General features: G+C 44.5%; 30 protein-coding genes, 5 tRNA genes and 1 riboswitch. Of the genes, 6 read left to right on the top strand and 29 right to left on the bottom strand.

The annotated features are described in order from the left end of the window. Nucleotides 1-21: 21 nt before the first annotated feature. Nucleotides 22-453, top strand: coding sequence for a secondary thiamine-phosphate synthase enzyme YjbQ (locus tag CTT31_RS02080; RefSeq protein ID WP_211859132.1), 432 nt, complete (start codon nucleotides 22-24; stop codon nucleotides 451-453). Between the two features lie 11 nt (nucleotides 454-464). Here the strand turns inward: CTT31_RS02080 and alr are convergent, their stop codons facing one another. From alr to orn, 20 genes are all read right to left on the bottom strand, one after another. Beyond that, nucleotides 465-1,547 (bottom strand): alanine racemase, encoded by a 1,083-nt coding sequence (gene alr / locus CTT31_RS02075; RefSeq protein ID WP_045987983.1) that lies wholly within the window; start codon nucleotides 1,545-1,547, stop codon nucleotides 465-467. Nucleotides 1,548-1,566: 19 nt separating this feature from the next. Continuing rightward, nucleotides 1,567-2,946, bottom strand: coding sequence for a replicative DNA helicase (dnaB, locus tag CTT31_RS02070; protein WP_017217222.1), 1,380 nt, complete (start codon nucleotides 2,944-2,946; stop codon nucleotides 1,567-1,569). Nucleotides 2,947-3,070: 124 nt separating this feature from the next. Then, nucleotides 3,071-4,009, bottom strand: coding sequence for a DUF4097 family beta strand repeat-containing protein (locus tag CTT31_RS02065; RefSeq protein ID WP_260491859.1), 939 nt, complete (start codon nucleotides 4,007-4,009; stop codon nucleotides 3,071-3,073). Between the two features lie 10 nt (nucleotides 4,010-4,019). Then, nucleotides 4,020-4,499, bottom strand: a complete 480-nt coding sequence (locus tag CTT31_RS02060) for a hypothetical protein (protein WP_045987985.1) — start codon at nucleotides 4,497-4,499, stop codon at nucleotides 4,020-4,022. Next, nucleotides 4,492-5,043, bottom strand: a complete 552-nt coding sequence (locus CTT31_RS02055; protein WP_010368802.1) for an RNA polymerase sigma factor — start codon at nucleotides 5,041-5,043, stop codon at nucleotides 4,492-4,494. The genes CTT31_RS02060 and CTT31_RS02055 overlap by 8 nt, the downstream gene beginning before the upstream one ends. Nucleotides 5,044-5,251: 208 nt before the next feature. Next, entirely contained in the window at nucleotides 5,252-6,994 is a 1,743-nt protein-coding gene (locus CTT31_RS02050; RefSeq protein ID WP_260491858.1) for a polymer-forming cytoskeletal protein, read from the bottom strand. Between the two features lie 4 nt (nucleotides 6,995-6,998). Continuing rightward, nucleotides 6,999-7,487 carry a PilW family protein gene (locus tag CTT31_RS02045; RefSeq protein WP_211859129.1) on the bottom strand — a complete coding sequence of 163 codons (489 nt, stop codon included), beginning with the start codon at nucleotides 7,485-7,487 and terminating at the stop codon, nucleotides 6,999-7,001. Continuing rightward, a complete protein-coding gene (locus CTT31_RS02040; protein ID WP_211859128.1) occupies nucleotides 7,484-7,906 on the bottom strand; it encodes a type IV pilus modification PilV family protein in 423 nt (140 codons plus the stop codon). The genes CTT31_RS02045 and CTT31_RS02040 overlap by 4 nt, the downstream gene beginning before the upstream one ends. Next, entirely contained in the window at nucleotides 7,897-8,355 is a 459-nt protein-coding gene (locus CTT31_RS02035) for a GspH/FimT family pseudopilin (protein WP_260491857.1), read from the bottom strand. The genes CTT31_RS02040 and CTT31_RS02035 overlap by 10 nt, the downstream gene beginning before the upstream one ends. Beyond that, nucleotides 8,339-8,752 (bottom strand): type IV pilin protein, encoded by a 414-nt coding sequence (locus CTT31_RS02030; RefSeq protein ID WP_211859126.1) that lies wholly within the window; start codon nucleotides 8,750-8,752, stop codon nucleotides 8,339-8,341. Before CTT31_RS02030 ends, CTT31_RS02035 begins: the two co-directional genes overlap by 17 nt. Nucleotides 8,753-9,166: 414 nt before the next feature. Continuing rightward, nucleotides 9,167-9,619, bottom strand: coding sequence for a 50S ribosomal protein L9 (gene rplI / locus CTT31_RS02025; protein WP_010368808.1), 453 nt, complete (start codon nucleotides 9,617-9,619; stop codon nucleotides 9,167-9,169). A gap of 35 nt (nucleotides 9,620-9,654) precedes the next feature. Further along, nucleotides 9,655-9,882 (bottom strand): 30S ribosomal protein S18, encoded by a 228-nt coding sequence (gene rpsR, locus CTT31_RS02020; protein ID WP_002962753.1) that lies wholly within the window; start codon nucleotides 9,880-9,882, stop codon nucleotides 9,655-9,657. Nucleotides 9,883-9,893: 11 nt separating this feature from the next. Next, the gene (gene priB / locus CTT31_RS02015; protein ID WP_010368809.1) at nucleotides 9,894-10,223 is read right to left on the bottom strand and encodes a primosomal replication protein N; all 330 of its coding nucleotides are present in this window, start codon (nucleotides 10,221-10,223) and stop codon (nucleotides 9,894-9,896) included. 38 nt (nucleotides 10,224-10,261) lie between these two features. Next, nucleotides 10,262-10,603: a 30S ribosomal protein S6 gene (gene rpsF, locus CTT31_RS02010; RefSeq protein WP_010368810.1), complete on the bottom strand. Its 342-nt coding sequence runs from the start codon at nucleotides 10,601-10,603 to the stop codon at nucleotides 10,262-10,264. 206 nt (nucleotides 10,604-10,809) lie between these two features. Further along, nucleotides 10,810-10,885, bottom strand: a tRNA-Gly gene (locus tag CTT31_RS02005). A gap of 193 nt (nucleotides 10,886-11,078) precedes the next feature. Beyond that, nucleotides 11,079-11,154: transfer RNA gene (locus CTT31_RS02000), tRNA-Gly, on the bottom strand. Between the two features lie 116 nt (nucleotides 11,155-11,270). Continuing rightward, nucleotides 11,271-11,346, bottom strand: a tRNA-Gly gene (locus CTT31_RS01995). A 206-nt stretch (nucleotides 11,347-11,552) separates the two neighbouring features. Continuing rightward, a tRNA-Gly gene (locus CTT31_RS01990) sits at nucleotides 11,553-11,628 on the bottom strand. A 115-nt stretch (nucleotides 11,629-11,743) separates the two neighbouring features. Next, nucleotides 11,744-11,819 (bottom strand) — tRNA-Gly (locus tag CTT31_RS01985). Between the two features lie 323 nt (nucleotides 11,820-12,142). Then, nucleotides 12,143-12,688, bottom strand: coding sequence for an oligoribonuclease (gene orn, locus CTT31_RS01980; protein WP_010607090.1), 546 nt, complete (start codon nucleotides 12,686-12,688; stop codon nucleotides 12,143-12,145). A 161-nt stretch (nucleotides 12,689-12,849) separates the two neighbouring features. Between orn and rsgA the strand changes: the two genes are divergently transcribed. Next, a complete protein-coding gene (gene rsgA / locus CTT31_RS01975) occupies nucleotides 12,850-13,902 on the top strand; it encodes a small ribosomal subunit biogenesis GTPase RsgA (RefSeq protein WP_010368812.1) in 1,053 nt (350 codons plus the stop codon). Nucleotides 13,903-14,001: 99 nt separating this feature from the next. Beyond that, nucleotides 14,002-14,868 carry an archaetidylserine decarboxylase gene (gene asd, locus CTT31_RS01970; protein WP_045965938.1) on the top strand — a complete coding sequence of 289 codons (867 nt, stop codon included), beginning with the start codon at nucleotides 14,002-14,004 and terminating at the stop codon, nucleotides 14,866-14,868. A 23-nt stretch (nucleotides 14,869-14,891) separates the two neighbouring features. On the opposite strand, the gene CTT31_RS01965 is transcribed toward asd, so the two are convergent. From CTT31_RS01965 to CTT31_RS01930, 8 genes are all read right to left on the bottom strand, one after another. Next, nucleotides 14,892-15,641, bottom strand: a complete 750-nt coding sequence (locus CTT31_RS01965) for a HesA/MoeB/ThiF family protein (RefSeq protein ID WP_260491856.1) — start codon at nucleotides 15,639-15,641, stop codon at nucleotides 14,892-14,894. Beyond that, nucleotides 15,634-17,157: a thiamine phosphate synthase gene (thiE, locus tag CTT31_RS01960; RefSeq protein ID WP_260491855.1), complete on the bottom strand. Its 1,524-nt coding sequence runs from the start codon at nucleotides 17,155-17,157 to the stop codon at nucleotides 15,634-15,636. Before thiE ends, CTT31_RS01965 begins: the two co-directional genes overlap by 8 nt. A gap of 34 nt (nucleotides 17,158-17,191) precedes the next feature. Next, nucleotides 17,192-17,989, bottom strand: coding sequence for a thiazole synthase (locus tag CTT31_RS01955; RefSeq protein WP_069020549.1), 798 nt, complete (start codon nucleotides 17,987-17,989; stop codon nucleotides 17,192-17,194). Between the two features lie 2 nt (nucleotides 17,990-17,991). After that, entirely contained in the window at nucleotides 17,992-18,189 is a 198-nt protein-coding gene (gene thiS, locus CTT31_RS01950; RefSeq protein ID WP_010368823.1) for a sulfur carrier protein ThiS, read from the bottom strand. After that, the gene (locus CTT31_RS01945; RefSeq protein WP_260491854.1) at nucleotides 18,186-19,199 is read right to left on the bottom strand and encodes an FAD-dependent oxidoreductase; all 1,014 of its coding nucleotides are present in this window, start codon (nucleotides 19,197-19,199) and stop codon (nucleotides 18,186-18,188) included. The genes thiS and CTT31_RS01945 overlap by 4 nt, the downstream gene beginning before the upstream one ends. A gap of 221 nt (nucleotides 19,200-19,420) precedes the next feature. After that, the gene (gene thiC, locus CTT31_RS01940) at nucleotides 19,421-21,373 is read right to left on the bottom strand and encodes a phosphomethylpyrimidine synthase ThiC (RefSeq protein WP_260491853.1); all 1,953 of its coding nucleotides are present in this window, start codon (nucleotides 21,371-21,373) and stop codon (nucleotides 19,421-19,423) included. A 118-nt stretch (nucleotides 21,374-21,491) separates the two neighbouring features. Beyond that, nucleotides 21,492-21,621, bottom strand: a riboswitch (TPP riboswitch). Between the two features lie 68 nt (nucleotides 21,622-21,689). After that, nucleotides 21,690-22,109 carry an META domain-containing protein gene (locus CTT31_RS01935; protein ID WP_211859121.1) on the bottom strand — a complete coding sequence of 140 codons (420 nt, stop codon included), beginning with the start codon at nucleotides 22,107-22,109 and terminating at the stop codon, nucleotides 21,690-21,692. Nucleotides 22,110-22,213: 104 nt separating this feature from the next. Beyond that, on the bottom strand, nucleotides 22,214-22,621 hold the full coding sequence (locus CTT31_RS01930) for an acyl-CoA thioesterase (RefSeq protein WP_211859120.1): 408 nt from the start codon (nucleotides 22,619-22,621) through the stop codon (nucleotides 22,214-22,216). Nucleotides 22,622-22,732: 111 nt separating this feature from the next. Here CTT31_RS01930 and CTT31_RS01925 point away from each other — a divergent pair, with 111 nt between their 5' ends. Further along, complete coding sequence (locus CTT31_RS01925; RefSeq protein ID WP_260491852.1) at nucleotides 22,733-24,811, top strand: TonB-dependent receptor; 2,079 nt, start codon at nucleotides 22,733-22,735, stop codon at nucleotides 24,809-24,811. 125 nt (nucleotides 24,812-24,936) lie between these two features. Here CTT31_RS01925 and CTT31_RS01920 read toward each other — a convergent pair whose 3' ends face one another. Continuing rightward, on the bottom strand, nucleotides 24,937-25,170 hold the full coding sequence (locus CTT31_RS01920; protein WP_010607079.1) for a hypothetical protein: 234 nt from the start codon (nucleotides 25,168-25,170) through the stop codon (nucleotides 24,937-24,939). 391 nt (nucleotides 25,171-25,561) lie between these two features. Between CTT31_RS01920 and CTT31_RS01915 the strand changes: the two genes are divergently transcribed. Both CTT31_RS01915 and CTT31_RS01910 read left to right on the top strand, forming a co-directional pair. Continuing rightward, nucleotides 25,562-25,870 (top strand): helix-turn-helix domain-containing protein, encoded by a 309-nt coding sequence (locus CTT31_RS01915; protein WP_260491851.1) that lies wholly within the window; start codon nucleotides 25,562-25,564, stop codon nucleotides 25,868-25,870. A gap of 327 nt (nucleotides 25,871-26,197) precedes the next feature. Then, nucleotides 26,198-26,854, top strand: a complete 657-nt coding sequence (locus CTT31_RS01910) for a hypothetical protein (RefSeq protein WP_260491850.1) — start codon at nucleotides 26,198-26,200, stop codon at nucleotides 26,852-26,854. Nucleotides 26,855-26,974 lie beyond the last annotated feature (120 nt).

Here is a 26,974-nt window from a genome sequence, read left to right as displayed (position 1 = left end):
GCTAAAAACACACGTTACTTTATGAGTTGGACTCAAAAACAAATTACCTTGAAGCCTCGAAAACGAGGCTTTCACTTGGTAGACGACGAGATTATCTCTCAGCTTCCTGAATTACATGACTATCATATAGGGCTGCTGCACCTGTTTATACAACACACCTCAGCCAGCCTAACAATTAACGAAAATGCCGACCCTACGGTACGTATGGATATGGAAAGCCACTTTAATCATTTTGTACCACAGAGGCAAAGCTACTACCGCCATGACTATGAGGGCGATGACGATATGCCAGCACATATCAAATCCAGCACCTTAGGATGTGAAGTAACCATTCCCATTTCTGAGGGCCGCTTACATTTAGGCACTTGGCAAGGTATTTATCTCGGTGAGCATCGTGACCGTGGTGGTGCAAGACGCGTTATCGCAACGCTTCAAGGTGACAGAAAAGGCTAGGCGCTGAGCGCTTAGCCTTCGATGTATTCGTAGCTTACTCTTGGGGTGACGTTACACAGCAACTCATACGGAATAGTATCTGCACATTGTGCTATTTCTTCTACGGGCAGGTTTGGTCCCCACATTTCTACTTCGTCACCAACTTGAATGCCATTAGGATTATCACCAATATTCACACTGATCATATCCATAGACACGGTGCCGACTATGCCATAACGCTGGTTACCAATAACCACAGGTGTGCCAATTTTAGCGTGTCTGGGGTAACCGTCTCCATAGCCAACACCAATAACGGCAAGATAGGTGTCCTGTTCACATTGCCAACGTCCGCCATAACCTACCGCCTGATGCGCTCTCACTCGCTTGATGGCGATAACTTTAGTGGTCAAGCGCATGACAGGCTTTAAACCGTGTTGCTGGCCAACACGCGCAAGCATAGGTGAAACACCATAAAGCATTAGGCCCGGACGGATCCAGTCGCCATGAGATTCTGGCCAACCTATGATCCCCGCGGAGTTTGCCAAACACAATGGTGCGTGACTTTGGCCAACTAAAGACTTAAATAGCACTTGCTGTACTTCGGTTTTATTGTCTTTGATATCATCGGCACAAGCAAAGTGTGTCATTAAGTGGATTTTATCAGCAACATTTTTTGAGCGCTTAAGGCGAGCATAAAACGCTTCAAACTCTTCAGGCTCAACGCCGAGACGATGCATACCGGTATCTACTTTTAGCCACACTGTGAGCGGTGCATCTAAATTAGCACGCTCAATGGCTTCAAGCTGAGAAATGTCATGCACTATAGTTTGCAAATTATTGGCAAGTAAAATGGGTAAATCAGAAGGATGAAAAAAACCTTCTAACAAGACAATTGGTTTAGTGATGCCACCTGTTCTAAGCGCAAGTGCTTCATCAACTCTCGCCACAGCGAATGCATCTGCATCTTGCAAATGCTGAGCTATTTTAACCAAACCATGACCATAAGCATTGGCCTTAAGTACCGCCATAATCTTACTTTTTGGCGCCAGTTTTTGCGTTAGCTGTAGGTTTTCTCTCAGCGCGGTTAAATCGATTTCAGCACTCGCTAGTCGCATTTCACTACTCAATTGACAGTTAATATTCGTCGTCCATTGCTGGACCCGCATAGTTATCGAATCGAGAGTATTGACCTTGGAAGGTTAACCTAACCTTACCGATCGGGCCGTTACGTTGCTTACCTATAATGATTTCGGCCGTGCCTTTGTCTGGACTATCATCGTTGTAAACTTCATCACGATAAATAAACATGATTAAGTCGGCATCCTGCTCGATAGAGCCTGATTCACGTAAGTCAGAGTTTACTGGGCGTTTATCTGCACGTTGTTCTAGCGTACGGTTAAGCTGAGAAAGCGCGATAACTGGACACTGCAGCTCTTTGGCTAGTGCCTTTAATGAACGAGAAATTTCAGCAATCTCAAGCGTACGGTTGTCCGAAAGGCTCGGTACGCGCATGAGCTGCAAGTAGTCCACCATGATCATGCTGATCCCTCCGTGATCGCGCGCAATTCGTCTCGCGCGTGAACGCACATCTGTTGGCGTAAGACCGGATGCATCATCTATGTACATCTTGCCCTTTTCCATCAGTAAGCCCATGGTGGATGACAAACGTGCCCAATCGTCATCATCTAATTGACCGGTACGTACCTTGGTTTGGTTGATACGGCCGAGTGAGGCGAGCATCCTCATCATGATCTGTTCTGAAGGCATCTCTAGCGAGTAGATCAGTACCGGCTTATCTTGCGTCATCGCAGCATGCTCAGCCAAGTTCATCGCAAATGTGGTTTTACCCATCGACGGACGCGCTGCAACAATGATCAAGTCAGAAGGCTGTAGTCCTGCTGTCATCTTGTCTAAGTCGCCGTAGCCTGTACTTACCCCGGTAACACCATCTTGTGGAGATTGGTAAAGTTCTTCAATTTTATCAACGGTTTTCTCTAGGATGCTGTGAATACTTTGCGGACCTTCAGTGCTTTTAGTGCGCTGCTCAGCAATCTTAAATACCTTGCTCTCAGCTAAATCTAACAGCTCATGACTATCTCGTCCCTCAGGATTAAAGCCAGCCTCTGCTATTTCATTCGCCACACCAATCATTTCGCGAACAACCGCACGTTCACGTACGATACTCGCGTATGCATCAATGTTTGCAGCACTTGGCGTGTTTTTAGCAATCTCAGCAAGATAGGAGAAACCACCTATGGTTTCTAACTGATTGTTCTTTTCTAGATTCTCAGAAATCGTGATTAAGTCGATAGGTTGACTAAGCTCTACCAGCTTTTCCATCGCTTCAAAGATCAGCTTATGGGTTCTGGTATAAAAGTCATGAGACACCACCAATTCCGCAACACGGTCGAAGGCTTCATTATCTAGCATCAAGCCACCGAGCACAGATTGCTCAGCTTCAATTGAGTGCGGTGGAACTTTTAAGGTATCGACTTGTATATCTGGTTTAGCCATATCACAACATTGAGAAATTGAGGGCCCTCTATTGTATCTGGTCTACCCATAAGTGCAAATAACAAAAGGCCAGAGTTTGGGGGAAACTCTGGCCTTTTGCTGTTCTTGCAGGTCTATTGCTTCACTAGTTACGCTTTAGCTCAATATTGCCGCTAACGGTATCGATTTCCACATCTGCATTACCACCGTTAAGCACAAACTCAAGTGAACGAGCTGGGCCATATTTGGCTTTTTTAACTTGATCTGAACTTAGCTCATTGGTGATATGGCCGCCTGAATGCGCGTTGATTTCAAACCTTGCCGATACATCTGCAGGGAAATAAAGCTCAATATCGCCACTAACGCTGTCCATATTTATATTGGCGTTGTCCAGTAACTTTGCTGCATATACTGCTATTTCGCCGTTAACGGTAGATAAGCGTAAGTCTTTTAACTCTGCCATCTTCAACTCGACTTCGCCATTGACGTTTTCTAAGCGCAGCTCGGTTGCGGTGGTTTGCGTTTTTATTTCGCCATTAACAGCGTTAAACCTTAGCTTACCGCTCGAAGCGATATCTTCAATGTCCCCATTGACGGTTTCAAACTGAATATTGCCATCTAAGTCACGACTATCAATATCACCATTTACCGTTTCTAATGCAATTTTACCGCTGATTTTACTCGCTTTAATATTACCGTTGACCGTTTTGATACGGGCGCCCGCAGTTAAATCAGCAGCTTCAACATCAACTACTACCCCTTCAAAATTTAATTCACTGCTACGAGGCATGTAAATGGTGAGTTTTGAGCCATCACCACCGCCCCAACTTTTATAGCGTCTTGGCATCTTCACGATAAACTCGGTTACCTCACCAGAGGTTTCTAGTTTATAACCCTCGGCTTTATCGTCTAACTCGCCAGTCACTTTAAAAACGTTTTTATCCCATGTTTTTATCGTTACGTCACCGCGCTGATTCTCGATGACAACTTTACCATTTGCAGGAACCGACAGTTCTTTATCGATAGATTCTCCAGCGAACACCATCGCAGGTAGCGCCGCTAGTCCAATAATTAATGCTTTCATCCTAATTCTCCTAAATTTGTTGCCAACGAGGTTGGTGAACCTTATTGATTAAGTCGAGTTGCTGCTGATAAACCTGAGCTAACATTTTTAACAGCGCAGCGTTCTCAGGATCTTGCTTTAAAGACAACTTAATCGCTTGTTCCGCCTGCTCGAGCTCTTGCAATTGTGTCTGCCAATCAGAAGTCAGCGCTGGCTGCGTTTCATATTGAACCAGTAAAGACTGCTTTTGCTGCTCAAAAAAAGCGCTAATATTAGCCAGTGAGTCTTGCTTGGGCTGATTCATAATGACTTGCCAAGCAAGTAAGCCCGCAATAGTACACGCCGCAATACCAGATAACTTTTGCCAATTATTTTGCTTTGGCGGCTGTATCGGTTGTGCTTGATTGATTGCACGCTCAACGCCTTGCCACAAGTCACGTTGTGGCTTTGGCTGCGACTGTTCGTCATTCAGTGCGGTATGCATAAATTCATCAAAAGATGGTTTAGTCATTGTTGTACCACTCCTGTAATAAGTTACGTGCTCGGTGATATTGCGATTTACTCGACCCTACGGCCATGTTTAACATATTGGCAATTTCCTCGTGGCGATACCCTTCGACAGCATGTAATACGAAGACCAACCTGGCACGTTCCGGCAATCTGACAATGAGTTTATCTAGGCCATTTAGCTCTCCTAGCTGCTCAGCTCCTTGCTCATCCAGTCCGGATTGTTCAAAGCTTACGACCTTTTGTAACCAGTTTTTTTGCTTTCTAAGATAGCTGATAGCAATATTACTGGTCACACTATGAAGCCAAGTCGTAAATTGTGATTGCCCTTTAAATTGGTCTATCTTTTGCCACAGTTGCACAAAAACTTCCTGACATGCATCTTCTGCATGGGCGGGCTCAGCGAGCAATCTAAGACATAATGCGTATACGCGACGGTGATGTTGCTCAAATAGTTCGCGAAATGCACCTTGGTCCCCTTGCTGGCACCTAGCCACTAGCGCATCGGTTTGTTCTTGTGTAAATGCCTCTTTGGCATTAATTATCATGCGTCTGTTCCTTTGGGTTGATTCCTTCATCTTCGCATATCGAATGGAACAAACAAAGTCACCAACGCTCAATTGCCAATTTCTACTTTTTTATAAAGTACTTATTTAGACGCAGGCGAAATCGGAAATGGTTTAAAAGGGTCGGAAAAAATTTTACTTTTTTTATTTAGCGGCAAAAAGTGGAGCGTTGGCGCTCCACTCAGGAAAGTTACTCAGCGCTTTTAGCTTCACTCTCATCGGCAACTTGGTAGGGTTTATAGTGCCAGCCCTTAAAGACCAATGTCGGCTTTTGTCCCGGTGGTTGTACGCCAATACCTGCATTTTTTAATGCTTGATCAAAGTGGATCCCTGTACCACCGGTACCAGTAATCGATGCCCCTCGAACTGTGCCGTACAATTGCCCACTGCCATTCAACAGAATAGAAGTTAACGGTGAATAAATGGCAGCATATAGTGACGATGCGCCGCTAAATACAAAACCATTAGGACCATCAAATGAAGAATACACACTAAATACCGGCAGTTTGCTCTTCTTGGTTAAGCCTTCTTGCTCAGCAATAACCTTAGCACTTGCGCCAATAGAAACTTTGCCAGTGGTGAACACGGTCAGAGAACTTTCTTCTTCTATCCAGATATGGGTATCGCCAGTTAATGTGAGGTCACCATCAATCAACCAGATCACATCGCCACCAGAGATCTTGATTTTGCCATCCGATCCTAACTTCAACCCTTTAAATGGGAATGCAAGCTGCGTTTTTTCTGTCGCTGTGCCGAGATTTTGATCCACCCCTTGGAATAGATAAATGGTGTGCTCTTTTGCAACATACACACTCGAGCCATTACGTTCATACACTGCCTGTTTTGGTTTAAAGTGTAAGATTTGTTGCGCGCCTACATTTAGAGGAGTGAATCGATTACGAGGATCGATAATGCTATCCATATTAAAAGGCAACGCCAAAGGATCACACTCTTTATTAGGCTTTGCAGGGTCGTAGTCGGGAGAATCTGGATCGTACACTTTTACCGGCTCAACCACTAAATCTGCGACTCTAAATTTAGCATCGGAGTAATGCACACCATCTTGAACTTGCAAGCCAGTATCTTTAAATTGACCACTGCCAGTATATTGAATATCGAACGCATCGCCATTTTGGTTGATGATCTCAGCGCCCCACTCCATTTTCGCGTCACCCATGGCGCGCACATAACCTTGGATCTTGCCGCCTCTATGCGTAAAAAAGCCGCGGCTGTAGACATTACCCTCCACTCGAATACCACTTGATGACGGCGAAATATCTACCCCGGTATTTGATCTAACGTCACCCAAAATAGGTGAAGAGCCTTTTAAGTAAATCACACCAGATGCTTCAACATCGCCTTTAATCGGAGAGTGACCTGATAGCACCACATCTGCATCGCCCACCACAGTGTGTACATCACCATCATGGCTTTTTGTTTCTTCATAAGTGCCTTTCGATGAGTCATAGCTATCGACAGAGCCACTACCAGATAGATTCACACCTTTACAGCCAGTCACCGCATTTTGGAATATGGACTCTTTCGCTGCTGGCTGTAACTCGAAGCGCGCAACTAGCCGATGGTTCGCATGCTCACCATGACGCTGACCTAAGCTTTCAATTTCAAACTCATTGCCATTGGCATTAACCGAGATCTGATATTGCGAATCAGTGATCGTTCCACTACCTGTTTTACTAATACCATTTATCAGCTCATTGACATCTTGCGGGTTGCCGCCTAACGCCGCATCCAGCTTTTGACGATATTCCCTGATCCCTTGTTCAGCCACTAATCTTGCATTAATGTCTTTTTGGAAGTTACCACTTAATCTTTCTTGTACAACACCTTCCTTGAGGGAAGCGAATACCACAACGCTAGCCATGCCGCCGAGCAGCATCACTTTAACCAGTGTAAAACCTTGTTGTTGTTTCATTGTATTAGCTACCTAATCCAGCGTAAAAATTCATCTGTATGCCAGCACCGTATTGTGTTGGAAAACTACTACCTTGTATTGTGACTGTAATTAACTGACCACTGGCATCGGTTGCAAACGCGAGTCCAGTTACCCCTTTCAAAAGATTGATATCACCCGTGCCGCGATCGCACACTAAATACCCACCTTGTAAAAAATAGCGTTCAGTATAGTCAGCCGTGGGGACACTGCCATCACAAGCGGGCACCCCAGCCAATTGGCGGATCGTAATATCGGTCGCCGTCACAGTAGGGATTTCCTGAGTTTGCTTGATGCTGCGCATCATCACTCGATTGGTGTAGCGAACAATTTCTTGTGATGTTGCGAGCTGTTGGCTAGTCGTCACCGTTTCTTTTATCGACGTGTATGACGTTGCAATCCCAATCACCAATACTAACCCCACAACCATAGCAACCATGAGCTCCAGTAAGGTATATCCCTTTATTTGTTTCATACGCCTCCTCCTGGTGATGGAGAGCAAGTATCCTCAACATTTGGGTAACTGGTAGTCAAAGAAATTTGGTTTTCAGCAGAGTTTTTTACCCGTTTATCTTCCCAACTCACTGTAAGCTGCATGTTATTGCTATATACCGGAGGCAGCACTAACGTAAAGCGACTATCCGCTGGATGCAGCTGTTGAATAAGTGGATTAGCGAGTGTCATATCATTGTTGTTATGTTGTAATTCACATAACAAGGGCCATATCCTCTCAATTGCATTTTGGCCATGAATTAACGCCATCGTGTATTGAAAGCTATTGGAGGCGAACTGTAATGACTTAAGCTGTGTTGCAGCTAGACCTAGCAGCATTAGCCCAGCCACCAACATCGACACCACGACCTCAATGAGAGAAAATCCCTTACTTAACTGCAATTTTGTTCCGCCTCAGCTAACCAACTTTGACCACTGACCAGCACACATAAACGATAATCCTGGGTATCGGTAATGTTGTCGGTGATCAATATATTGTTTGTCGCCAGCACTTCGCCACTTTCACGTACGACTTGATCGGTAAGTGCCACTTCTATCGAGCCATGTTTAATAGAAAACCGCCCCACTTCGGTCAATTGGCCATTTTCATTGGTTTTCACAACCCAGTCGCTGTCCTCAACGACCAGTGATACCTGTTGCTCACGTCGAACCGCTTCACTTCGGGCCAAGCGATATACCGCCTGCAGTTGATTAGCATGCGTCGTAAGTCTGTCTTGCTGAATTTGCTTTATAAAACTTGGCGCAGCTATCGAAGCTAAAATTGCAAGTATTGCCATGGAAATAAGCAGCTCAAGCAAGGTAAACCCTAAATGCCTATTGCCAGCAATCATTGTTCTTCGGTCCTTGTTCACCAAGATGGTTGATACTTAGCACACCACACCTGTCAGCCGCTTGTGCTTTTCCCGCTATTGGCGTGGCTGTAAATTGATATCCTAAATTACGGTATTGGCCAACAGCCCCATTTGGTTTATCAGTGGGAATATATTTAAACGTGTAGAATTTAGATTCAGGCAAACCTGTAAGTAAACTCGCATCAGGGTAGCCACTATTACGGCTATATATGCGCTCAATTACACCTGCCATTTCCAACATTTGCTGTTGTGCTTGCGAACGACGTCCATCCTGAACGTATTCCACATATGACGGATATGCCACGCTGGCTGTGATCGCCACTATTGCAACCGCAATTAATAGCTCTGTAAGCGTAAAACCTTTATTTACCGACATTTAATTATTCCACCACTAAATTGATAGCGCTGTCATTTTATTCCACTTTATGACAGACAAAAGACAAAGAAAAGGATTAACCTATAATATGTAAACATAACATGGAGCGAAAGTTTCTAAAAAGGAAACTTATTACACCACATTACAACAGTATTACCTTTTGATATAAGGCAAACTTTGAGCGAGAGGGTCATCCATGTCACACCTTAAATTGGTATGAATAAGATTATTATTATGATTTTCTTCGAGGGGTTACTTAATTCAACCTAAGAGTTGGATACCAACAAAACCAATAGCATTAAGAATATCTGTTAACTAGGTTTTTACTGTCCGAAACTCGGGATCATTTAGGTAAATTAAGTGAATAAAAAGCCGTGCATAAAAATACACGGCTTTTTTAAGCTCAATTAAAAATTAAGCTTCAGCAATTACGATTACTTTGATCGTAGCTGTAACGTCAGAGTGTACTTGGATAGCTACATCGAACTCGCCAGTCTCACGGATAGTACCAAGAGGTAGACGAACTTCTGACTTAGATACCTCAACACCTACTGCAGAGATAGCATCAGCAATATCGCGAGTACCGATAGAACCGAATAGCTTACCTTCGTCACCCGCTTTAGAAACTAGAGTTACTTCAGCTAGTGCTTCTAGTTTTTCAGCGCGTGCCTGTGCAGCAACTAGCTCTTCAGCGATTTTCGCTTCAAGCTCAGCGCGACGTGCTTCGAAAGTTTCAATGTTAGATTTAGTTGCAGGAACTGCTTTACCCTTAGGGAATAAGAAGTTACGTGCGAAGCCAGATTTAACATTAACCTGATCACCTAGGCTACCTAGGTTTGCAATTTTGTCTAGTAGAATAACTTGCATGTCTCTACACCTTTTAAAAACTAGTAATCAGCTGCTTACTTGTGTAAGTCAGTGTATGGAAGAAGGGCTAGGTAGCGAGCACGCTTGATAGCAGTTGCTAGCTGACGCTGGTATTTAGCGCTAGTACCTGTGATACGGCTAGGTACGATTTTGCCACTTTCTGTTACGTAGTTTCTAAGAGTAGCCAGATCTTTGTAATCAATTTGTTGTACGCCTTCCGCTTTAAAACGGCAGAACTTACGACGTCTGAAATAACGTGCCATGAGTAATTTCCTCAATTAATTCTTTCAATATGTTGTGCGTGCAATACCAGCTGACTCAAGCCATTTCGGCTCTCGTGGCGATTTATAAAACCGCGAACTTGTAATGCTTGCCCAACGTATAAATGCTCAGTTTGGTTTCGGAACTGTTCTCCACTGGCAACCACTTGAATACGCACGTAGGCATTTCGAGTAAGGTCAGCCTCTAATTGCATTGATTTGTGCTCAAGTACAAATATGCAATGTGGGATCCCAGCTGGGCTTTGACTAAATTTAGGTGTTTTACAAATCACGCCCGAAAGCAGATATTGATTGGTATACAGGTCAACCTGATTACTCACCATTACCTCGAAAGGTTAGTCAAATCCGAAATCAACAACGATTAAGCAGAAGCTGCTTCTTTTTTCTCTTCTTTTGCAAGAGGAGACGCTTCAGTTACCGCGTTTTTAGTACGCATAACTAGGTTACGAAGCACTGCATCGTTGTAGCGGAAAGAAGTTTCAAGCTCGTTGATTACTTCAGTTGGTGCTTCAACGTTCAATAGAACATAGTGTGCTTTGTGAAGCTTTTCGATTGGGTAAGCCAGTTGACGACGACCCCAGTCTTCTAGACGGTGAATAGTACCGCCAGCTTCAGTGATAGCACCAGTATAACGCTCGATCATACCAGGTACTTGCTCACTTTGGTCTGGGTGAACCATGAATACGATTTCGTAATGACGCATGGATATTCCTTACGGTTAGTATAGCCTTGTCCCGTTTCGGCCAGTCGGGGTAAGGCAAGGAACGATAATAGTAAGGCCGAAAGAGCGCGTATTTTACGCGTAGCATTAAAATTAAGCAATCAGTTTGTTATGAAAAATTGGTGTAATAAGACTATATCTGCAAGGTTTTTTTAGAGTGATTGAAAAACAAGGATATTTAGGAGAGTTGGAGCGGCACACGAGGTTCGAACTCGTGACCTCGACCTTGGCAAGGTCGCGCTCTACCAGCTGAGCTAGTGCCGCATTCCATAGTTAGCTCATTATATTGTTGGTAATTACGCAAGGTCGCGTTGATTACCTACTGCAGCTGAGCTAGTGCCGCATCACATATTTAGCTCTGGATTTGTCGGTAACTACGCTAGGTCGCGTCTTCACCTGTAGCAGCTGAGCCTGTGCTGCATCACATTTTTTAGTTTATACACCTAAAGTAAGTGTTTGGAGCGGCACACGAGGTTCGAACTCGTGACCTCGACCTTGGCAAGGTCGCGCTCTACCAGCTGAGCTAGTGCCGCATTCCATAGTTAGCTCATTATATTGTCGGTAACTACGCAAGGTCGCGTTGATTACCTACTGCAGCTGAGCTAGTGCCGCATCACATTTTTTAGTTTATACACCTAAAGTAAGTGTTTGGAGCGGCACACGAGGTTCGAACTCGTGACCTCGACCTTGGCAAGGTCGCGCTCTACCAGCTGAGCTAGTGCCGCATTCCATAGTTAGCTCATTATGTTGTCGGTAATTACGCAAGGTCGCGTTGATTACCTACTGCAGCTGAGCTAGTGCCGCATTCCATAGTTAGCTCATTATGTTGTCGGTAATTACGCAAGGTCGCGTTGATTACCTACTGCAGCTGAGCTAGTGCCGCATCACATCATATTCTTTATTTTTCCAGTCGAATATAAACTGAGAAGTTTGGAGCGGCACACGAGGTTCGAACTCGTGACCTCGACCTTGGCAAGGTCGCGCTCTACCAGCTGAGCTAGTGCCGCATTCCATAGTTAGCTCATTATATTGTTGGTAATTACGCTAGGTCGCGTCTTTACCTGTAGCAGCTGAGCTAGTGCTGCATCACATTTTTTAGTTTATACACCTAAAACAAGTGTTTGGAGCGGCACACGAGGTTCGAACTCGTGACCTCGACCTTGGCAAGGTCGCGCTCTACCAGCTGAGCTAGTGCCGCATTCCATAGTTAGCTCATTATATTGTCGGTAATTACGCAAGGTCGCGTTTATTACCTACTGCAGCTGAGCTAGTGCCGCATTCCGATATAGCTCTTAGTTTTCCGCTGGGCGCAACCTTGAGGTCGCGTCTAACGTTTTAGCAGCTGAGCTAGTGCCGCATCACATAGTTAGCTCATTATGTTGTCGGTAACTACGCTAGGTCGCGTTTTTCCTATAACAGCTGAGCTTATACTGCTTTAATAATGCTCAAGAAACCCCGCAAGGCTTGTCATCTCAAGCGGGGCAGGATTCTACAAGATAAAATTTGCTTTGCAAGTGTTTTTTAAACTTTGAAGAATTTTTCTTGGTAAACTTTCAGCTCCATGATGGAGTCTTTGATATCATCCAGTGCTAAGTGAGAGCTTTTTTTCTTTATCTCACCCAATAGTTCAGGCTTCCAGCGTCTCGCAAGTTCTTTTATCGTACTGACGTCCAAATTGCGATAGTGGAAATAAGCTTCTAGCTCTGGCATGTATTTGTTGAGGAATCTACGGTCTTGACCAATAGAGTTACCACACATTGGTGAAGCACCTGGCGGCACCCACTCTTTAAGGAAATCTAGTGTTTGCTTAACTGCATCTGCTTCCGTGAACTTACTCGCTTTACAGCGAGCAGTCAGACCTGAGCGACCATGTTGATTGGTGCACCACTCATCCATATTGTCCAACAGCTCATCACTTTGATGAATTGCCACTACTGGACCTTCAGCTAAAACATTGAGATCACCGTCTGTGATCACCGTCGCGATTTCTAAGATTTTATCTGTTTTCGGTTCTAGCCCCGTCATCTCTAGATCGAGCCAGATCAAGTTTGATTCATGAAAAGTCATACTTTACCTTAGCGGTACTTTCCTTTAGATCCAATGCAATTAGATATATCATATTAGTTTAAACACTCGACCTAAAGCTTTTTTTACCATGCGCGGCGTTTTATTGATTTATAGCCTAAATTTGAACGCTCTGCACGTCTAAGCTTAAACAGATTATAAACATGGCAAAGAAAAAGAAACTCAGTAAGGGCCAATCCCGTCGGATTAAAGCCAATCATCAGAAGCGAATCGATAAAGCGAAAGAGACAGAAGTATCTGATGTTTCATGGCAAAACGACAACTTAGGGCCAACAGAAGCCGCAGTGGTGATCAGCCGCTTCGGCCAACATGCGGATATAGAAACCACAGACCAAGAGGTTTTGCGTTGCAATATCCGTCGTACCGTAACAAGCTTAGTTTGCGGTGATGAAGTCATTTTTCGTCGTGCCAAGGTCAGTGATGGTGACTTAGCCGGCGTAATTGAGGCTGTACATGAAAGGCGCACACAACTCACTCGTCCGGATTTTTATGACGGTGTAAAAGTTGTCGCTGCGAATATTGACCAAATATTGATGGTGTCGGCCGTTGTGCCCGAATTTACCCCTCAAATCATCGATCGCTATTTAGTCGCTTGTGAGGATATGGGGATAGAGCCAATTTTATTACTCAATAAAATTGATTTGCTTGACCAAGAAAGCCTCGAATATATTGATGAAGTCTTAGATATATATCGTGAGCTTGGTTATCGCGTACTGTTAGTCAGTACAAAATCAGGCGAAGGCATTGACGAGCTAAAACACATGCTTGAGGACAAAAATAACATTTTTGTTGGTCAATCAGGGGTTGGCAAATCAACGTTGGTCAATACCGTACTGCCCAATGCAGATATTCTCACCAAAGAAGTCTCCGAAAATAGTGGCTTAGGGCAACATACAACCACAGTATCGCGCTTACACCACTTGCCGTCCGGTGGAAACCTGATCGACAGCCCTGGGATCCGTGAGTTCGGCCTATGGCACTTAGACGTGGAACGCGTCACTTGGTGCTTTAAAGAATTTAGGGAGTTTATTGGCGGCTGCCGCTTTAGAGACTGTAAACACCTGAACGATCCGGGATGCTTACTTCGTGAAGCCGTAGATGAAGGTAAAATCAGCGAATTACGTTTTGAAAGTTACCATCGTATTTTAGAATCTATGGCCGATGGCCGCGCAGGTGCGCGCGCGCCTAGAGTCTGATAATATTTGCTAAATTGGCTCAATGACTTGAGCCCGATAGCCACTTCGCAATACAAAAAAAGCGAAAGTGACAAGACTAATAATTAGGAACTGTTAAAAGTGAATTTGGATAAACTAAAAATTGCCATGCAATATGCATTACCTAAACATGCGGTTTCTCGTTTGGTTGGTAAGCTTGCCGCAGCAGAAGCTGGCGCCTTAACCACAAAGCTAATTAAGCTGTTTATCAAACAATATAAAATCGACATGAGCGAGGCATTGCACGAAGATCCAGCTCACTACAAAACCTTTAACGAGTTTTTTACCCGTCCATTGAAGCCGGGGATCCGTCCTTTGGCAGAAGATAGCGATATCCTTGCCCACCCAGTTGATGGTGCAATCAGCCAACTTGGTGATGTCGTCGATGGTCAGATTATCCAAGCTAAGGGTCACAACTACAGCTTACAGACGCTGCTAGGCGGTAAAGAAGAAGACGTTGCGCCTTATGTTGGTGGTAAGTTTGCAACGATTTATCTAGCACCGAAGGATTATCACCGTATCCACATGCCGGTTGATGGCACACTTCGTAAAATGATTTATGTACCGGGCGATTTGTTCTCAGTAAATCCACTTACTGCGCAAAATGTGCCTAATTTATTTGCTCGTAACGAGCGAGTTGTTGCTATTTTTGACACTGAGATTGGTCCGCTTTCCATGGTACTGGTTGGTGCAACTATCGTTGCTAGCATTGAGACGATTTGGGCCGGTACAGTGACACCACCCGCTGGAAGAGATGTCTTTACTTGGACATATCCAGCAGAAGGTGACAACGCGATAACGCTGAAAAAAGGCGAAGAGATGGGTCGCTTTAAACTTGGCTCTACCGTGATCTTAGCGTGGGGGGCAAATAAGGCTGAGTTCTTAGATGGTCAAAACCCAGAGACCGTCACACGCATGGGTACGCCTTTCGCAAAAATAGCAGAGTAGACTACTGTATTAGTGGCTTGAAACTATCTCAAGCCACAACATTCACACTCGGGGTTTTTACTGAGCCCATACTGCTTTTGCTGCAAACTCATAGCATCTAGCGTACAAAATACGCTTCCTTGGTGATGTCCAAGTAGCACGTTTATGGTCAATAAAGCTTGCTGCGCACCGATCACCCCCAGTAATGGACTAATGACGCCAAAGTTGTCACAATTCTCCACTGGTGTTTGCGAACCTTCAGGGAAAACGCAAGCATAACAAGGTGACTCAGCCCTAAAATCAAAGCACATGAGTTGGCCTTGTGTAGCGATAGCAGCGCCAGCGATCAACAGCTTGCTCGCTTGATGACAATACCTATTGAGTAAATAACGGGTAGTAAAGTTATCGCTGCAATCCAAGACAATATCGGCATCACGGAGTAACTCGGCGACGTTCTTATCGGTCAACCTCGCTTTAATTGGTACTAGTGTGATCTCGTTATTGAGACTTGCCAGCACCTTTCCTGCTGCTTTGGCTTTTTGCTGACCAAGGTGGTTCACCTTATACAGAATTTGCCTTTGTAAGTTAGACAATTCCACGTCGTCATCATCAACAAAAGTAAGCTTACCAATGCCACTCGCCGCTAAGTAAAACAACGCTGGACTTCCCAGCCCACCGCAGCCAACCACAGCCACATGCGCCTGTTTCAATGCGAGTTGGCCTTGCTCACCAACCTCTTTTAACAGCAAATGGCGACTATACCTTAGCCGCTCTTTGTCATTGAGTTCAGTCATGCCGCGCCATAGCTTGCTTTAATTCTAGTACGGCCTGTTGTGGGTCTTGGGCCTCAGTGATAGCTCTTACAACCGCGATACTAGATACGCCAGTTGCAGCCACTTCTGGCACGCGACTAAGATCAATGCCTCCAATAGCGACGGTTGGATAGCTACTCTGCATCAAAGGTACAAAATGTGTCAGCTTTTCCAGCCCTTGGATTTGGCCGGTCATGTCTTTAGTCGTGGTTGGGTAGATAGCACCAAAAGCCAAATAACTTGGGCGATAGTTATGCGCCCGGAGCATTTCATAAAAACCATGGGTTGAAATACCTAAGCGCAGCCCTGCCTCTTGGATGACAACAAGATTGGCTTTATCGATATCCTCTTGGCCTAAATGAATTCCATAAGCGCCGTGTTTAATCGCTAACTGCCAGTAGTCGTTAATAAACACCTTCGCATCGTATTTTTGCCCAAGTGCAATGGCGGTTTGTATTTCCGCTTCAAGATTAGCTTGCTCTGGATCTTTAATTCTCAGCTGCACCGTATCGACACCTAAAGCGAGACATTTTTCCACCCAATCAGCGCTGTCTACCACGGCATAAAGGCCAATAGGATCGTCAATACTGGCAAAGCCTGCGGCAAAATTAAATTCCTCAGGTAATGCAAACTCTAGTTCATCAGCAAGCCAAGAGCCCGATTCTATCACTTGCGGATAATCATTAAGATCAACTGGAAAACTCGTATGCGCAACAGGGCCCACGCCTTCACCATAACGTATCGCCGCTTTTAGCCCTGCATTGATGTATGCCTTAGCGAGAATAAAAGCATCTTTAAATGGGTACTCCTTGGCCATACATGCCGCGATCACTGACGATAAACTACACCCTGTACCATGGCTATGCGGTGTTTGAATTTTCTCATTGCCAAGCCAATACTCGGTATCACCCGCTAAGCCATAATCAATGCAGTAGCCTTTTGGGTAATCCCAATGACCGCCTTTAATGATCACCGACTTTGCACCGAATTCACGCAATTTGGCAGCAGCCTCTTTTACCGCATCAGGACCTATCAAATACACACCTGTCAGCAGCTGAGTTTCGTGTGTATTGGGTGTAATGATATCCACCAGCGGTAATAAATGGGTTTTTAACGCATCTACCGTGTCTTCTTCGGTTAATGGATCCCCGCTGGTCGCGATAGCTACTGGATCATAAACCACAAGCGGCGGCTTTTCCCATGTTGCTTTGTAATGCACGAGGTGTTCAGCAATCAGTTGGATCTGCTGAACATTGGCGAGCATGCCAATCTTTATCACCGTTGCAGGCATATCTTGCGAAAGCGCCGTTAGCTGAGATTCGATAACTGTGGTCGATACCGGGTTTAACGCTTCCACCCCTAAACTATTTTGCGCCGTCAACGCAGTTACTACGGTACAACAATGAACATTAAAGCTCTGCGTTGCTTTGATATCCGCTTGAATACCAGCGCCACCGCCAGAATCAGAACCCGCAATACTCCAAACGATATGTGACAAAGAGAACTCCTTATATAGTTATCCGCAATTCAAGTTAGTTTGCGTGCCAAAAAGGCATGCCTAAGGTTGGCGTAGAAGGTGATGCTACCTCTTTTTGTGGCATTGCTTTTGCCAAATAAGACAGGCGCCCTGCAACCGTGCTGGCTTCAAACGCTTTTGCCATGGTGATAGGACAACCCGCCCCTGCCACTGCCGAATTTAATAGTACGGCATCATAACCCAGCTCTAGAGCTTGGCAAGCGTGAGACGGCAAGCCGAGTCCCGCATCGACAATCAAGGTTTGATGGGGCAAACGTGTGCGAATGGTTTGCAGGTTATATGGATTTAACAGCCCTTTTCCCGTACCAATTGGTGCGCCCCAAGGCATTAAAACTTCACAACCAAGCGCATCTAAACGCTGACACAGCACCAAATCATCAGTGCAATAAGGCAATACCTTAAACCCGTCTTTTAGCAAAATTTCGGTGGCTTCGAGCAATGCAATTGGGTCTGGCTGTAAGTTATATTCATCACCAATGAGTTCAAGTTTAATCCAATCCGTGGCAAACACTTCCCGACACATCTGCGCCAAAGTCACCGCTTCTTTTACGCTATGGCAGCCTGCCGTATTTGGTAAGACTCGTAGTCCCATCTCTTTAATAAGCGACCAAAAGTCATCACCCGCCTGCTTAGTTTGCTGGCGTCTCAGCGACACAGTAACAATTTCAGCACCTGAGGTGGCGATAGCTGCCTGCATTACCTCCGGAGAAGGATAAAGTGCCGAGCCAATTAACATGCGGCTAGTAAATTGTTCACCATAAATAGTGAGCTTAGTATCAGTCAAAGACTGCATATTTATCCCCCTTGAATTGGCGATAAAAGCTCAATCTTATCACCGTCGCTCAATGTCACGCTTGGCAGCTCCGTGCGGGAAACAAAAGTACCATTAAGCGCGACGGCAAAAGGCGGCTTGGCACCTCTGGCTTCAATAAATTCCTGAATATTTTGCTCGCGGTTGATATTAATCGTTTCGCCATTAAATTCGACTTTCATAATAACTCCTTAGATAGTGCTTGTTTCACGATAAGCGGTGCCAGCAGATAACCGTGTCTATATAGGCCATTGATACTGATCACATTACCTTGTTGTTCAATTTTGGGGTGATTATCTTTAAACGCAGGTCTAAGTCCTGCTAATAAAGACAATACTCGCGCTTCGGCAAACCCACGATGAACTGAATAAGCAGCAGAGAGTAATTCGAGTGTAGAACGTACCGTTATCTCACCATTATCTTGCGACTCAATTTCCGTCGCACCAATAACAAACTGATGGTCTGGCTTTGGCGCAATGTAAATGGGGTATCTTGGGTGCATCAAGCGCACAGGTCGAGTCAAGGTCACTTCTGGGGCATAAATTCTCGCCACTTCGCCGCGTACGCCACGAAGCCCATTACACGAGGCTTTCGCACCAAGACCACGACAATCAATTACCCAGTCATACGCTTGACTAAGCTGCGCCTTTTGCCCTTCATCACAATAGACACCGTAGTTAATCTCTACCCCTTGTTTCGTCAATGTTGCCGCACTACTTTGATAAAACGCCTGATTATCAAGCTGGCCTTCGCAAGGTAAATACAAGCCTTGATGGAAGACACCACCAAGCTCTGGTTCAAATTGTGCGATCTGAGTACCATTTACCACTTCCGCGCTATGATCTCTTAACGGTTTTAAGCGCTGCTGAAAACTCACTAAATCACCACGGTCTTGACCATGTGCCACAATAAGAGAGCCTTGCTGCTGGAAAAATACCGGGCTTTCCAGCTTCGCCAGTAATTGTGGCCACAATTTCATGGACTCCAGCCCTTGCAGCGCCAACGCTTCATCGCATATCACAGACTCAGCCAACGGCGCTAACATGGCCGCCGCGACACTACCTGCTGAGATCTCCGTACCTTGCTTTGCTTGTTCAAATACGCTGATTTGATAGCGCTCAGCGAGCATCAATGCAGCAATGCGCCCAGTTAAGCCAAAACCCAAGATAGCGACACGTGCTTGAGTAGACATAGCTACACTCCTAAAATTAGCCACCCGACGGGCATCAAGGTGGCTATGATGGGATGAGTTATACCAATTTGCTTTATTAAGTGATCTATTTTGAGGCAAGAAAATCTTGTCGATAACAAGGCAAAAGTTTTGCTATTTAGTTGTTCTAAATAAGAAACTTTTAACGCAGTTAGCGTCAGATTTACTCCCTCAAATTGAGCAAGTATTAAGACAAAGTGGTATCATAAGGCTTTGTGGTAAAGCTCAGAGCCTGATTGCTTAAACTCTTCTGACTTTGCTTTCATCTCGGCTTCAACATCCACCATTTTAATGCTGATCTCTTCGCCAACATTATTAGGATCAATGCCTCGTGCCTCTAACGCTTTTGCATAGTCACGCACATCCTGAGTGATCTTCATCGAGCAGAATTTAGGGCCACACATAGAGCAGAAGTGAGCGACTTTGCCCGATTCTTGCGGCAAGGTCTCATCGTGATACTCACGAGCACGCTGCGGATCTAGACCGAGATTAAACTGATCGTGCCAGCGGAACTCAAAGCGTGCTTTAGACAGCGCATTGTCACGAACTTGAGCACCCGGATGGCCTTTCGCCAGATCCGCTGCATGCGCCGCGATTTTATAGGTGATCAGGCCTTCTTTTACATCTTCTTTATTCGGTAAGCCTAAGTGTTCTTTTGGTGTCACATAGCACAGCATCGCACAGCCATACCAAGCAATTTGCGCCGCACCAATCCCTGAAGTGAAGTGATCATAACCCGGAGCGATATCAGTTGTGAGTGGACCAAGCGTGTAAAATGGAGCTTCATCACAGTGTTTAAGCTGCTCTTCCATATTCTCTTTGATCATATGCATCGGCACGTGTCCAGGGCCTTCAATAAAGACCTGAACATCGTGTTTCCACGCAAGCTTAGTTAACTCACCAAGGGTACGCAGTTCGCTAAATTGCGCTTCGTCATTGGCATCGGCAATAGAACCCGGACGCAAACCATCACCTAACGAGAAACAAACATCGTATTGCTTTAAGATTTCACAGATGTCTTCAAAGTGCGTGTAGAGGAAGTTTTCTTTGTGATGCGCTAAACACCACTTCGCCATAATTGAACCACCGCGAGACACTATACCGGTCACGCGTTTTGCCGTCATCGGCACGTAACGCAGTAGTACTCCCGCGTGGATAGTAAAGTAATCCACGCCTTGCTCAGCTTGCTCAATCAAGGTATCGCGGAAGATCTCCCACGTTAGATCTTCGGCAACGCCATTCACTTTTTCTAGTGCCTGATAGATTGGTACCGTACCGATAGGCACTGGAGAGTTACGTACCACCCACTCGCGGGTTTCATGAATGTAACGCCCTGTAGACAGATCCATTACGGTATCTGCACCCCAACGGGTCGACCATACCATTTTTTCTACTTCTTCTTCGATAGAAGAAGTCACTGATGAGTTACCAATATTGGCGTTAACTTTGACTAAGAAGTTACGTCCGATAATCATCGGCTCAGTCTCAGGGTGATTAATATTGTTTGGTAGTACAGCACGACCACGGGCGATTTCATCACGCACAAATTCAGGCGTAATAAACTCAGGAATACTGGCGCCAAACGATTGGCCTTTGTGTTGCTGCGCCAGCAATTCTTCACGCAACTTAGCGCGTCCCATATTTTCACGGATCGCCACATATTCCATTTCAGGCGTCACTATGCCTTGACGGGCGTAGTGCATTTGCGTGACATTTTTACCCGCCTTGGCACGGCGAATTTTAGGTAAATGTTCAAAGCGAATATGGTCAAGCCCTTCATCCGCCATACGCTGCTGAGAAAACTGTGACGTCACCGACTCTAGCATTTCGGTATCATCGCGCTCAACTATCCACTGCTCTCTAAATTTAGGAAGACCAGCACGAACGTCAACCGGCAATTCAGGATCTGTGTATGGACCTGAAGTATCATAAACACGAATGGGATCGTTTGATTCAAATACCGGATTTTCTTCGGTGCCACCAACAAACGAATCACTTAGCGTAATTTCACGCATACCAACGCGTACGCCTGCTTGCTCGCCCTCCACATAAACTTTATGTGAGTTTGGAAAAGGTTGGCCTTTAAGGTTATGGATAAATTCTGCCGCGGCTGCTCGCGCTTCACGACGACTTAGCTTGCTACTATTGTTTGACATGACGTCCCTCTTATTTTCATACAAAGGTGTCTTGTCAGATCTCCAAAAGGAGAGAGACGAGGATAGTCCTCGGGTAAGGTGGATAGCAATAAACCACTATTGCTACAGACAAACGCAGCGCGTTTGCTGTCTTGTTCCCTACGCAGGCATTAACCTGATCAGGTCCACGGATCCCGCAAAATGCGATCTCAGCCCGACTATCTGCAACAAATTTGCTGCAAAAATTCAAGGCACTCCGACAAGTAACGAATTAGCGCCAGTCTACTTGCTAACACGAAAGCTCGCAAGCACTGACACTGGAATTCTTATTTTCAGCTTATTGTTTAATAAAACTAAACTGAGGTTTTCCTTTTAAGGTCAAGTTATTAGCATTTACTTCAAGCAAGACACCAATTTGTAATTGGTTAATAAGCTGCGATTCAACCTGAGCGATTTCTTCACCACAGTACTTACGCGTCATGCCTAAGTTTTTAACTTTTAACTGCCCTTCGACAATTTCGCCTTCGCCAAAAAAGCGATTACAACCCGCAAAACCATTGACTTGCAGTGCATCGATAAAACGAATATCAATAGGCTTTTCACCAAGTCCAGCGTCTGATTGTAATTGCGTAATATTTTGGCCATTAATACTCTGTAACTGCCAAGCGGAATACTTAAGCGCTTCCGTGTCTACCTTCCCTGTTGATATACATCCACTAAGCGCCATTATTGCGCCGATTATGCTGATGAATTTCATGGTAAACCATCTATTTTATGCCCTGAGTTTATTATAACGTTTCAAGACACAAAAATAGCAGTAAAATTCTGTAAAATTGTCTTTCCTGAATGTTTTAACACCAACTATTTCACAAATTGCTGCTCTTCAAATAAATGTGTAATAGCGTCTGGTAAAAACGGTCTACCGCGCTCATTCACCGAAGTTCCAGTGACCACAGCATCAAGCATGAGTTTATTGTCATGCGCTCTTATCACTTTTTGCTTAAATGCAAACTTTACTCTGCTTTCACGCTCAAGTGCGACTTCAACATAAAACGCATCGCCTGGACGTAACGAGTCTTTGTAATTCATTTCGCTACGAATAACGACTAAGTTCACTTTTTGCTCTGCAAGCGCTGCAAAATCAACGTTATTCGCCAATAAAAACTCATGTCTTGCATGCTCTAAATAATTAAAATACACGCTGTTATTAACTATTCCCTGTAAGTCACACTCATAGTCTCGGACTTTAAAATCAACTTTAAAACTCATATCTGGCCTATTTGTTTAACATTTGCGGGCTAACATATAACACAATTTCACTGTCAACTGGTCTGGCTTTTGTTAAACTGTGCCCAATTAAAAATGGGACAAAGATTAAGCATGAAGTTAAAACTCTCTACGATCACCTTGGCACTGCTGCCATTTTTCTCTCATCAGGTACTTGCCGACGATAACCTAGAAACCATTGTCGTCACTGGCGATTTTCAGAATGAAACTATCCAGACATTAAGTGCAAGCGCTTCGGTGGTTGACGAACTCTCTATCGCTAAGCGTGGTGCGCAATATTTAGATGAGATACTAGGTGCCACCGCTAACGTTAACTTTACGGCAGGTGCGTCTCGTGGTCGCTTTATGCAAATCCGTGGTATCGGCTTACGTTCACAGTTTGTTGATCCTATTTATCCCAGCGTTGGCTTATTAATTGACGGTATTAATTACTCAGGATTAGGCGCAAGTGCGCTGCTTTTTGATACTGAGTCAGTGGTGGTGTATCGCGGCCCTCAAGGCACTAAATTCGGTTCTGATGCTTTAGCAGGAATCGTTGAAGTAAATACCCAAGCCGCTACCACAGCGCCCTCATTAAAAGTGAAGTTAGGCGCAGGTAATTATGGTAGCTACGAAGCAGGCCTTGCGGCTGGCACTGGGTTAAGCGACGACACCGCTGTGCGCGTCAGCCTCTATCAACGAGAGTCTGACGGTTACGTAGATAACCTCTACCTAAACAAACCCACTCAGCAACAAGACGAGCAAGTAGCAAGAGTGAAACTTAACTCTCAAGTGAGCGATAATCTCGCACTAGAGTTTGCTTATCACCATATTGATACTGAAAACGGGTACGACGGTTTCACCCTGGATAATTCACGTAACAGTGTTGCTGATGACCCGGGCCAAGACAACCTCAGCTCCGATGCGTTTTCACTACGTGGAGTTTATACTCGCTCAGACTTATTCAATGTCGAATTTAAAGTATCTGGGCTAGATGCTGATACTTTATATAGCTACGACGAAGATTGGGTATGTCATGACGCAGCTCAACCAGCGCTATGCGCAGCAGGATTACACCCTGAAGGATATAGCTCAACCGATGCCTACGAGCGTAACCATGAAAATGGCAACATAGAGTTTTTAATCAAAGATAAACAAAATGACTGGGTGGTAGGTGTTTTCGCAAAGCGTAACGATGTTGATTTAACCCGTCATTACACTTGGCTTGAGAACCCATTTACGTCAGCATACACCGTAGAAAGTAAGGCGATTTTTGGTCAATACGTGCATCACCTTTCAGACAAAACTCGCCTAATCGGTGGTCTTCGCGCGGAGCAATATGACGCTGACTATATAGATAGTAACGGCTTTAGTATCGAAACCGATGATGTAATGTGGGGCGGAAAAGTCGCGCTTGAATATCAAGTTGTACCGCGCACTATGATCTACACCAGCCTTACTCGCGGTTACAAAGTCGGCGGTGTAAACGGCGAAGCACTGGCAAAAGCCAAAGATGAAGGTTTAAACATTCCGGCCGAACACCATTACTTTGACCCTGAGTATGTTTGGAACGCTGAGTTTGGTGTAAAGGGTGAGTCTGAAGACAAACGTCACCTTGTGCGGGTTACCGCGTTTTATATGCAACGCGATGATATCCAGCTAAAACAATGGCAAGTTTCTAACCAGCAATTTGCAGGCTACATCGACAACGCCAGTAAAGGCAGTAACTACGGCCTAGAAGTTGAAGGTAACCTACAATACACGGACCGTCTTGGTTTTAGTTACAGCGCAGGCTATTTAGAGACCGAGATTGAAGACTTTGTGGCTGCCAGTGGCCTCAACCTTGATGGTCGCGACCAAGCACAAGCGCCAAATTATCAATACTCGTTTGCCGTCAATTACGAGTTAATGGATAACCTAGTGGTTGAATTAGGTGTGGAAGGCAAAGACAACTATTACCTCTCGGATAGTCACAACGAGCAAGCGCGTAATCATAACCTGATCAACGCAAGCCTTAGTTACTATGGCGACAACTGGTCATTAACGGCTTGGGGTAGAAATCTTGCAGACGAAGACATTGTGGTACGTGGCTTTAGGTTTGGTAATAATCCACTAAACGGTTGGCAAGACAATACCTATGTACAATACGGCGAGCCACGCGTTTATGGTTTAAGTTTTACTTACGAACTGTAGTACGACCCATTTATCGCCTACACATAAGGCGATAAACACGCACAAAAAGAAAAAAGGGGGAACGTAAAATTAGAGTAAAACGTTCCCCCTCACCGCAAAAACTCAAAAAGCAATTACCCTTTTAGTTATTCCATGCTTGGGGCACTGGAATACACCAACTCAACCAGATTATTCATCGTTTTTGACTTCTGCATGTAAGCCTTTTCCATATGGGCAAGCTCTTGCAGTTCAAACAAAGTTGTTTCCACCAGTGCTAACCATTTAGTTGTGGTGTCTGGCACCTCGTCACCCTGCCTTGCCGCCTTCTTGAGGGCATCGTAATAAATCGTTAAGTCATGATATTGGCGTAGATAATCCATATTGCTCTCCAACATGTCACTTTATTTCACACTAAAGTAACAAAAGCTTCGAGCAAAAATCTGCGCGAAGAAAATTTTTTTGAATTTATTTGTAAATTAATTAAAAACGCCAAAATCATCATCGCAACACCTCAGTTAAATAATGAGTTACTCATCTCAGGCTTCGCCTAAAAAATCGAGCGAAGATTAATTAAATGCAACAAAATGTTCATTTTTAGACGGACTACTCTTGAAAAAGAAATTTTCTACGATAGACTCGCGTTTACGGTTTAGATACAAAAATGCAACTTGGTTAAGCGAACAATAGAGACAAACAGATAGTATACATCCGGCTACATAGGGACTGATGCTGTTTGTGACGCGAGTGCGATAGGCAAAAAGGATTGAGTTGGTGGGGAAATTTGATAAGCGCTTTACAGGGGACGACCTGCGCCGCATGCGCAAAGTCGCCGGCAAAACCACGCAAGAAATGGCTAACTTGGTCGGCGTGGAGCGTGGCACTTACGAGAACTACGAAAAAGGCGTAAGCAAATTTCCCTACGAATATTTTGAAGTATGGTGCGACGCCTGCGGCATCAACCTCAACCCACTTAGAGAACAAATCCTTGCCTTAAGAGACAAAATTGACGATGCCAAATTATGGCGCAGATCTCCAACACCACGAAATAACAAACCAAGCAACGAGGATAACGGCAAATGAAAGATGCGCACTTTCATAGCCTCTCACCACAATGGCAAACGATAAAGTTACAAATAAAGTCTATTTGCAACACGATGTTTTCAACATTGTTTTTAAGGGGTAAAGTGGAGTGGACAATAATCACCGCAAAACTTAACTTAGAAAGGACGTCATTATGCGCTTTTTAACAAAAAATAAATCATGTCAATTTACACGCTTAACTCCACTAACTAAAAGCCAAATTAACATAGTATCTGGTGGTACCCTTGGAGGTAAGACAAAGGATCCTAGAGGTGAAGAAGCTTCAGCGAGCACAACGGCTAATAGGCTATTACTTGTGGAGAATAAATGAAAAACTCTTGGTACTTTTGCATATTGGCTATATTAATGACAGTTGCATTTTCAGCTCTTCATTATTTTACAGATTTTGCCTATATGATTCATATAATGGTCTTACTAGTTGTCGTGACCTTTGTGTCACGCCGACTAGTAAACTTACAACATATAAGCGTAGTACTCTTATTTATTACTGTTATTGAGTACGCATTTGTTCGCTATATATTTGAATTAAGCGCTTCAGGTTTACCTCCATATAAAACAAACGCCTTCATCTTTGGTGCTCACTTTTTACTGGACTTAATAATTTTTCTCTTGCTCAAACATAGAGTTTTATGGTCATTGCGCTTTATACGTCTCACTAATCCAAATAACTGGCGTAGTATTTATATGACCTATGCAGACCCAATTCTATACGGTATTTTCTTTGCATTTATATTGGTTGATTTGGCAGCCTTTGGTGAAAATCTAATTCGCAATATGGATCTTTTCTTTGGTGTGTCCGAAGAAGCCTCTAAGCCCTATTGGAGTTGGGGCTGGGTATATAAAAACTACGAAATCCTGAAATCAATTTTATCAGCTCTAGTATTGACGACCATACTGGCCACTAGCTTTGTCGAACGACAGCGCCCTGATACGCCTGATGAGGAATCAGAAAGCGAATCTTAGTGACTTTATAACTGTCACCTTATAATCAGGCACAGTTGTGCTCTATGCGCTTATATGATGACTTAACAAGAAATTTCAGACATTAAAAAAGGCGCTTGCGCGCCTTTTTTAATTCCTTAA

The sequence above is a fragment of the Pseudoalteromonas maricaloris genome (assembly GCF_024746855.1).
Taxonomy (GTDB): Bacteria; Pseudomonadota; Gammaproteobacteria; order Enterobacterales; family Alteromonadaceae; genus Pseudoalteromonas; species Pseudoalteromonas maricaloris.
This window is presented reverse-complemented; position numbering and strand designations above follow the sequence as displayed.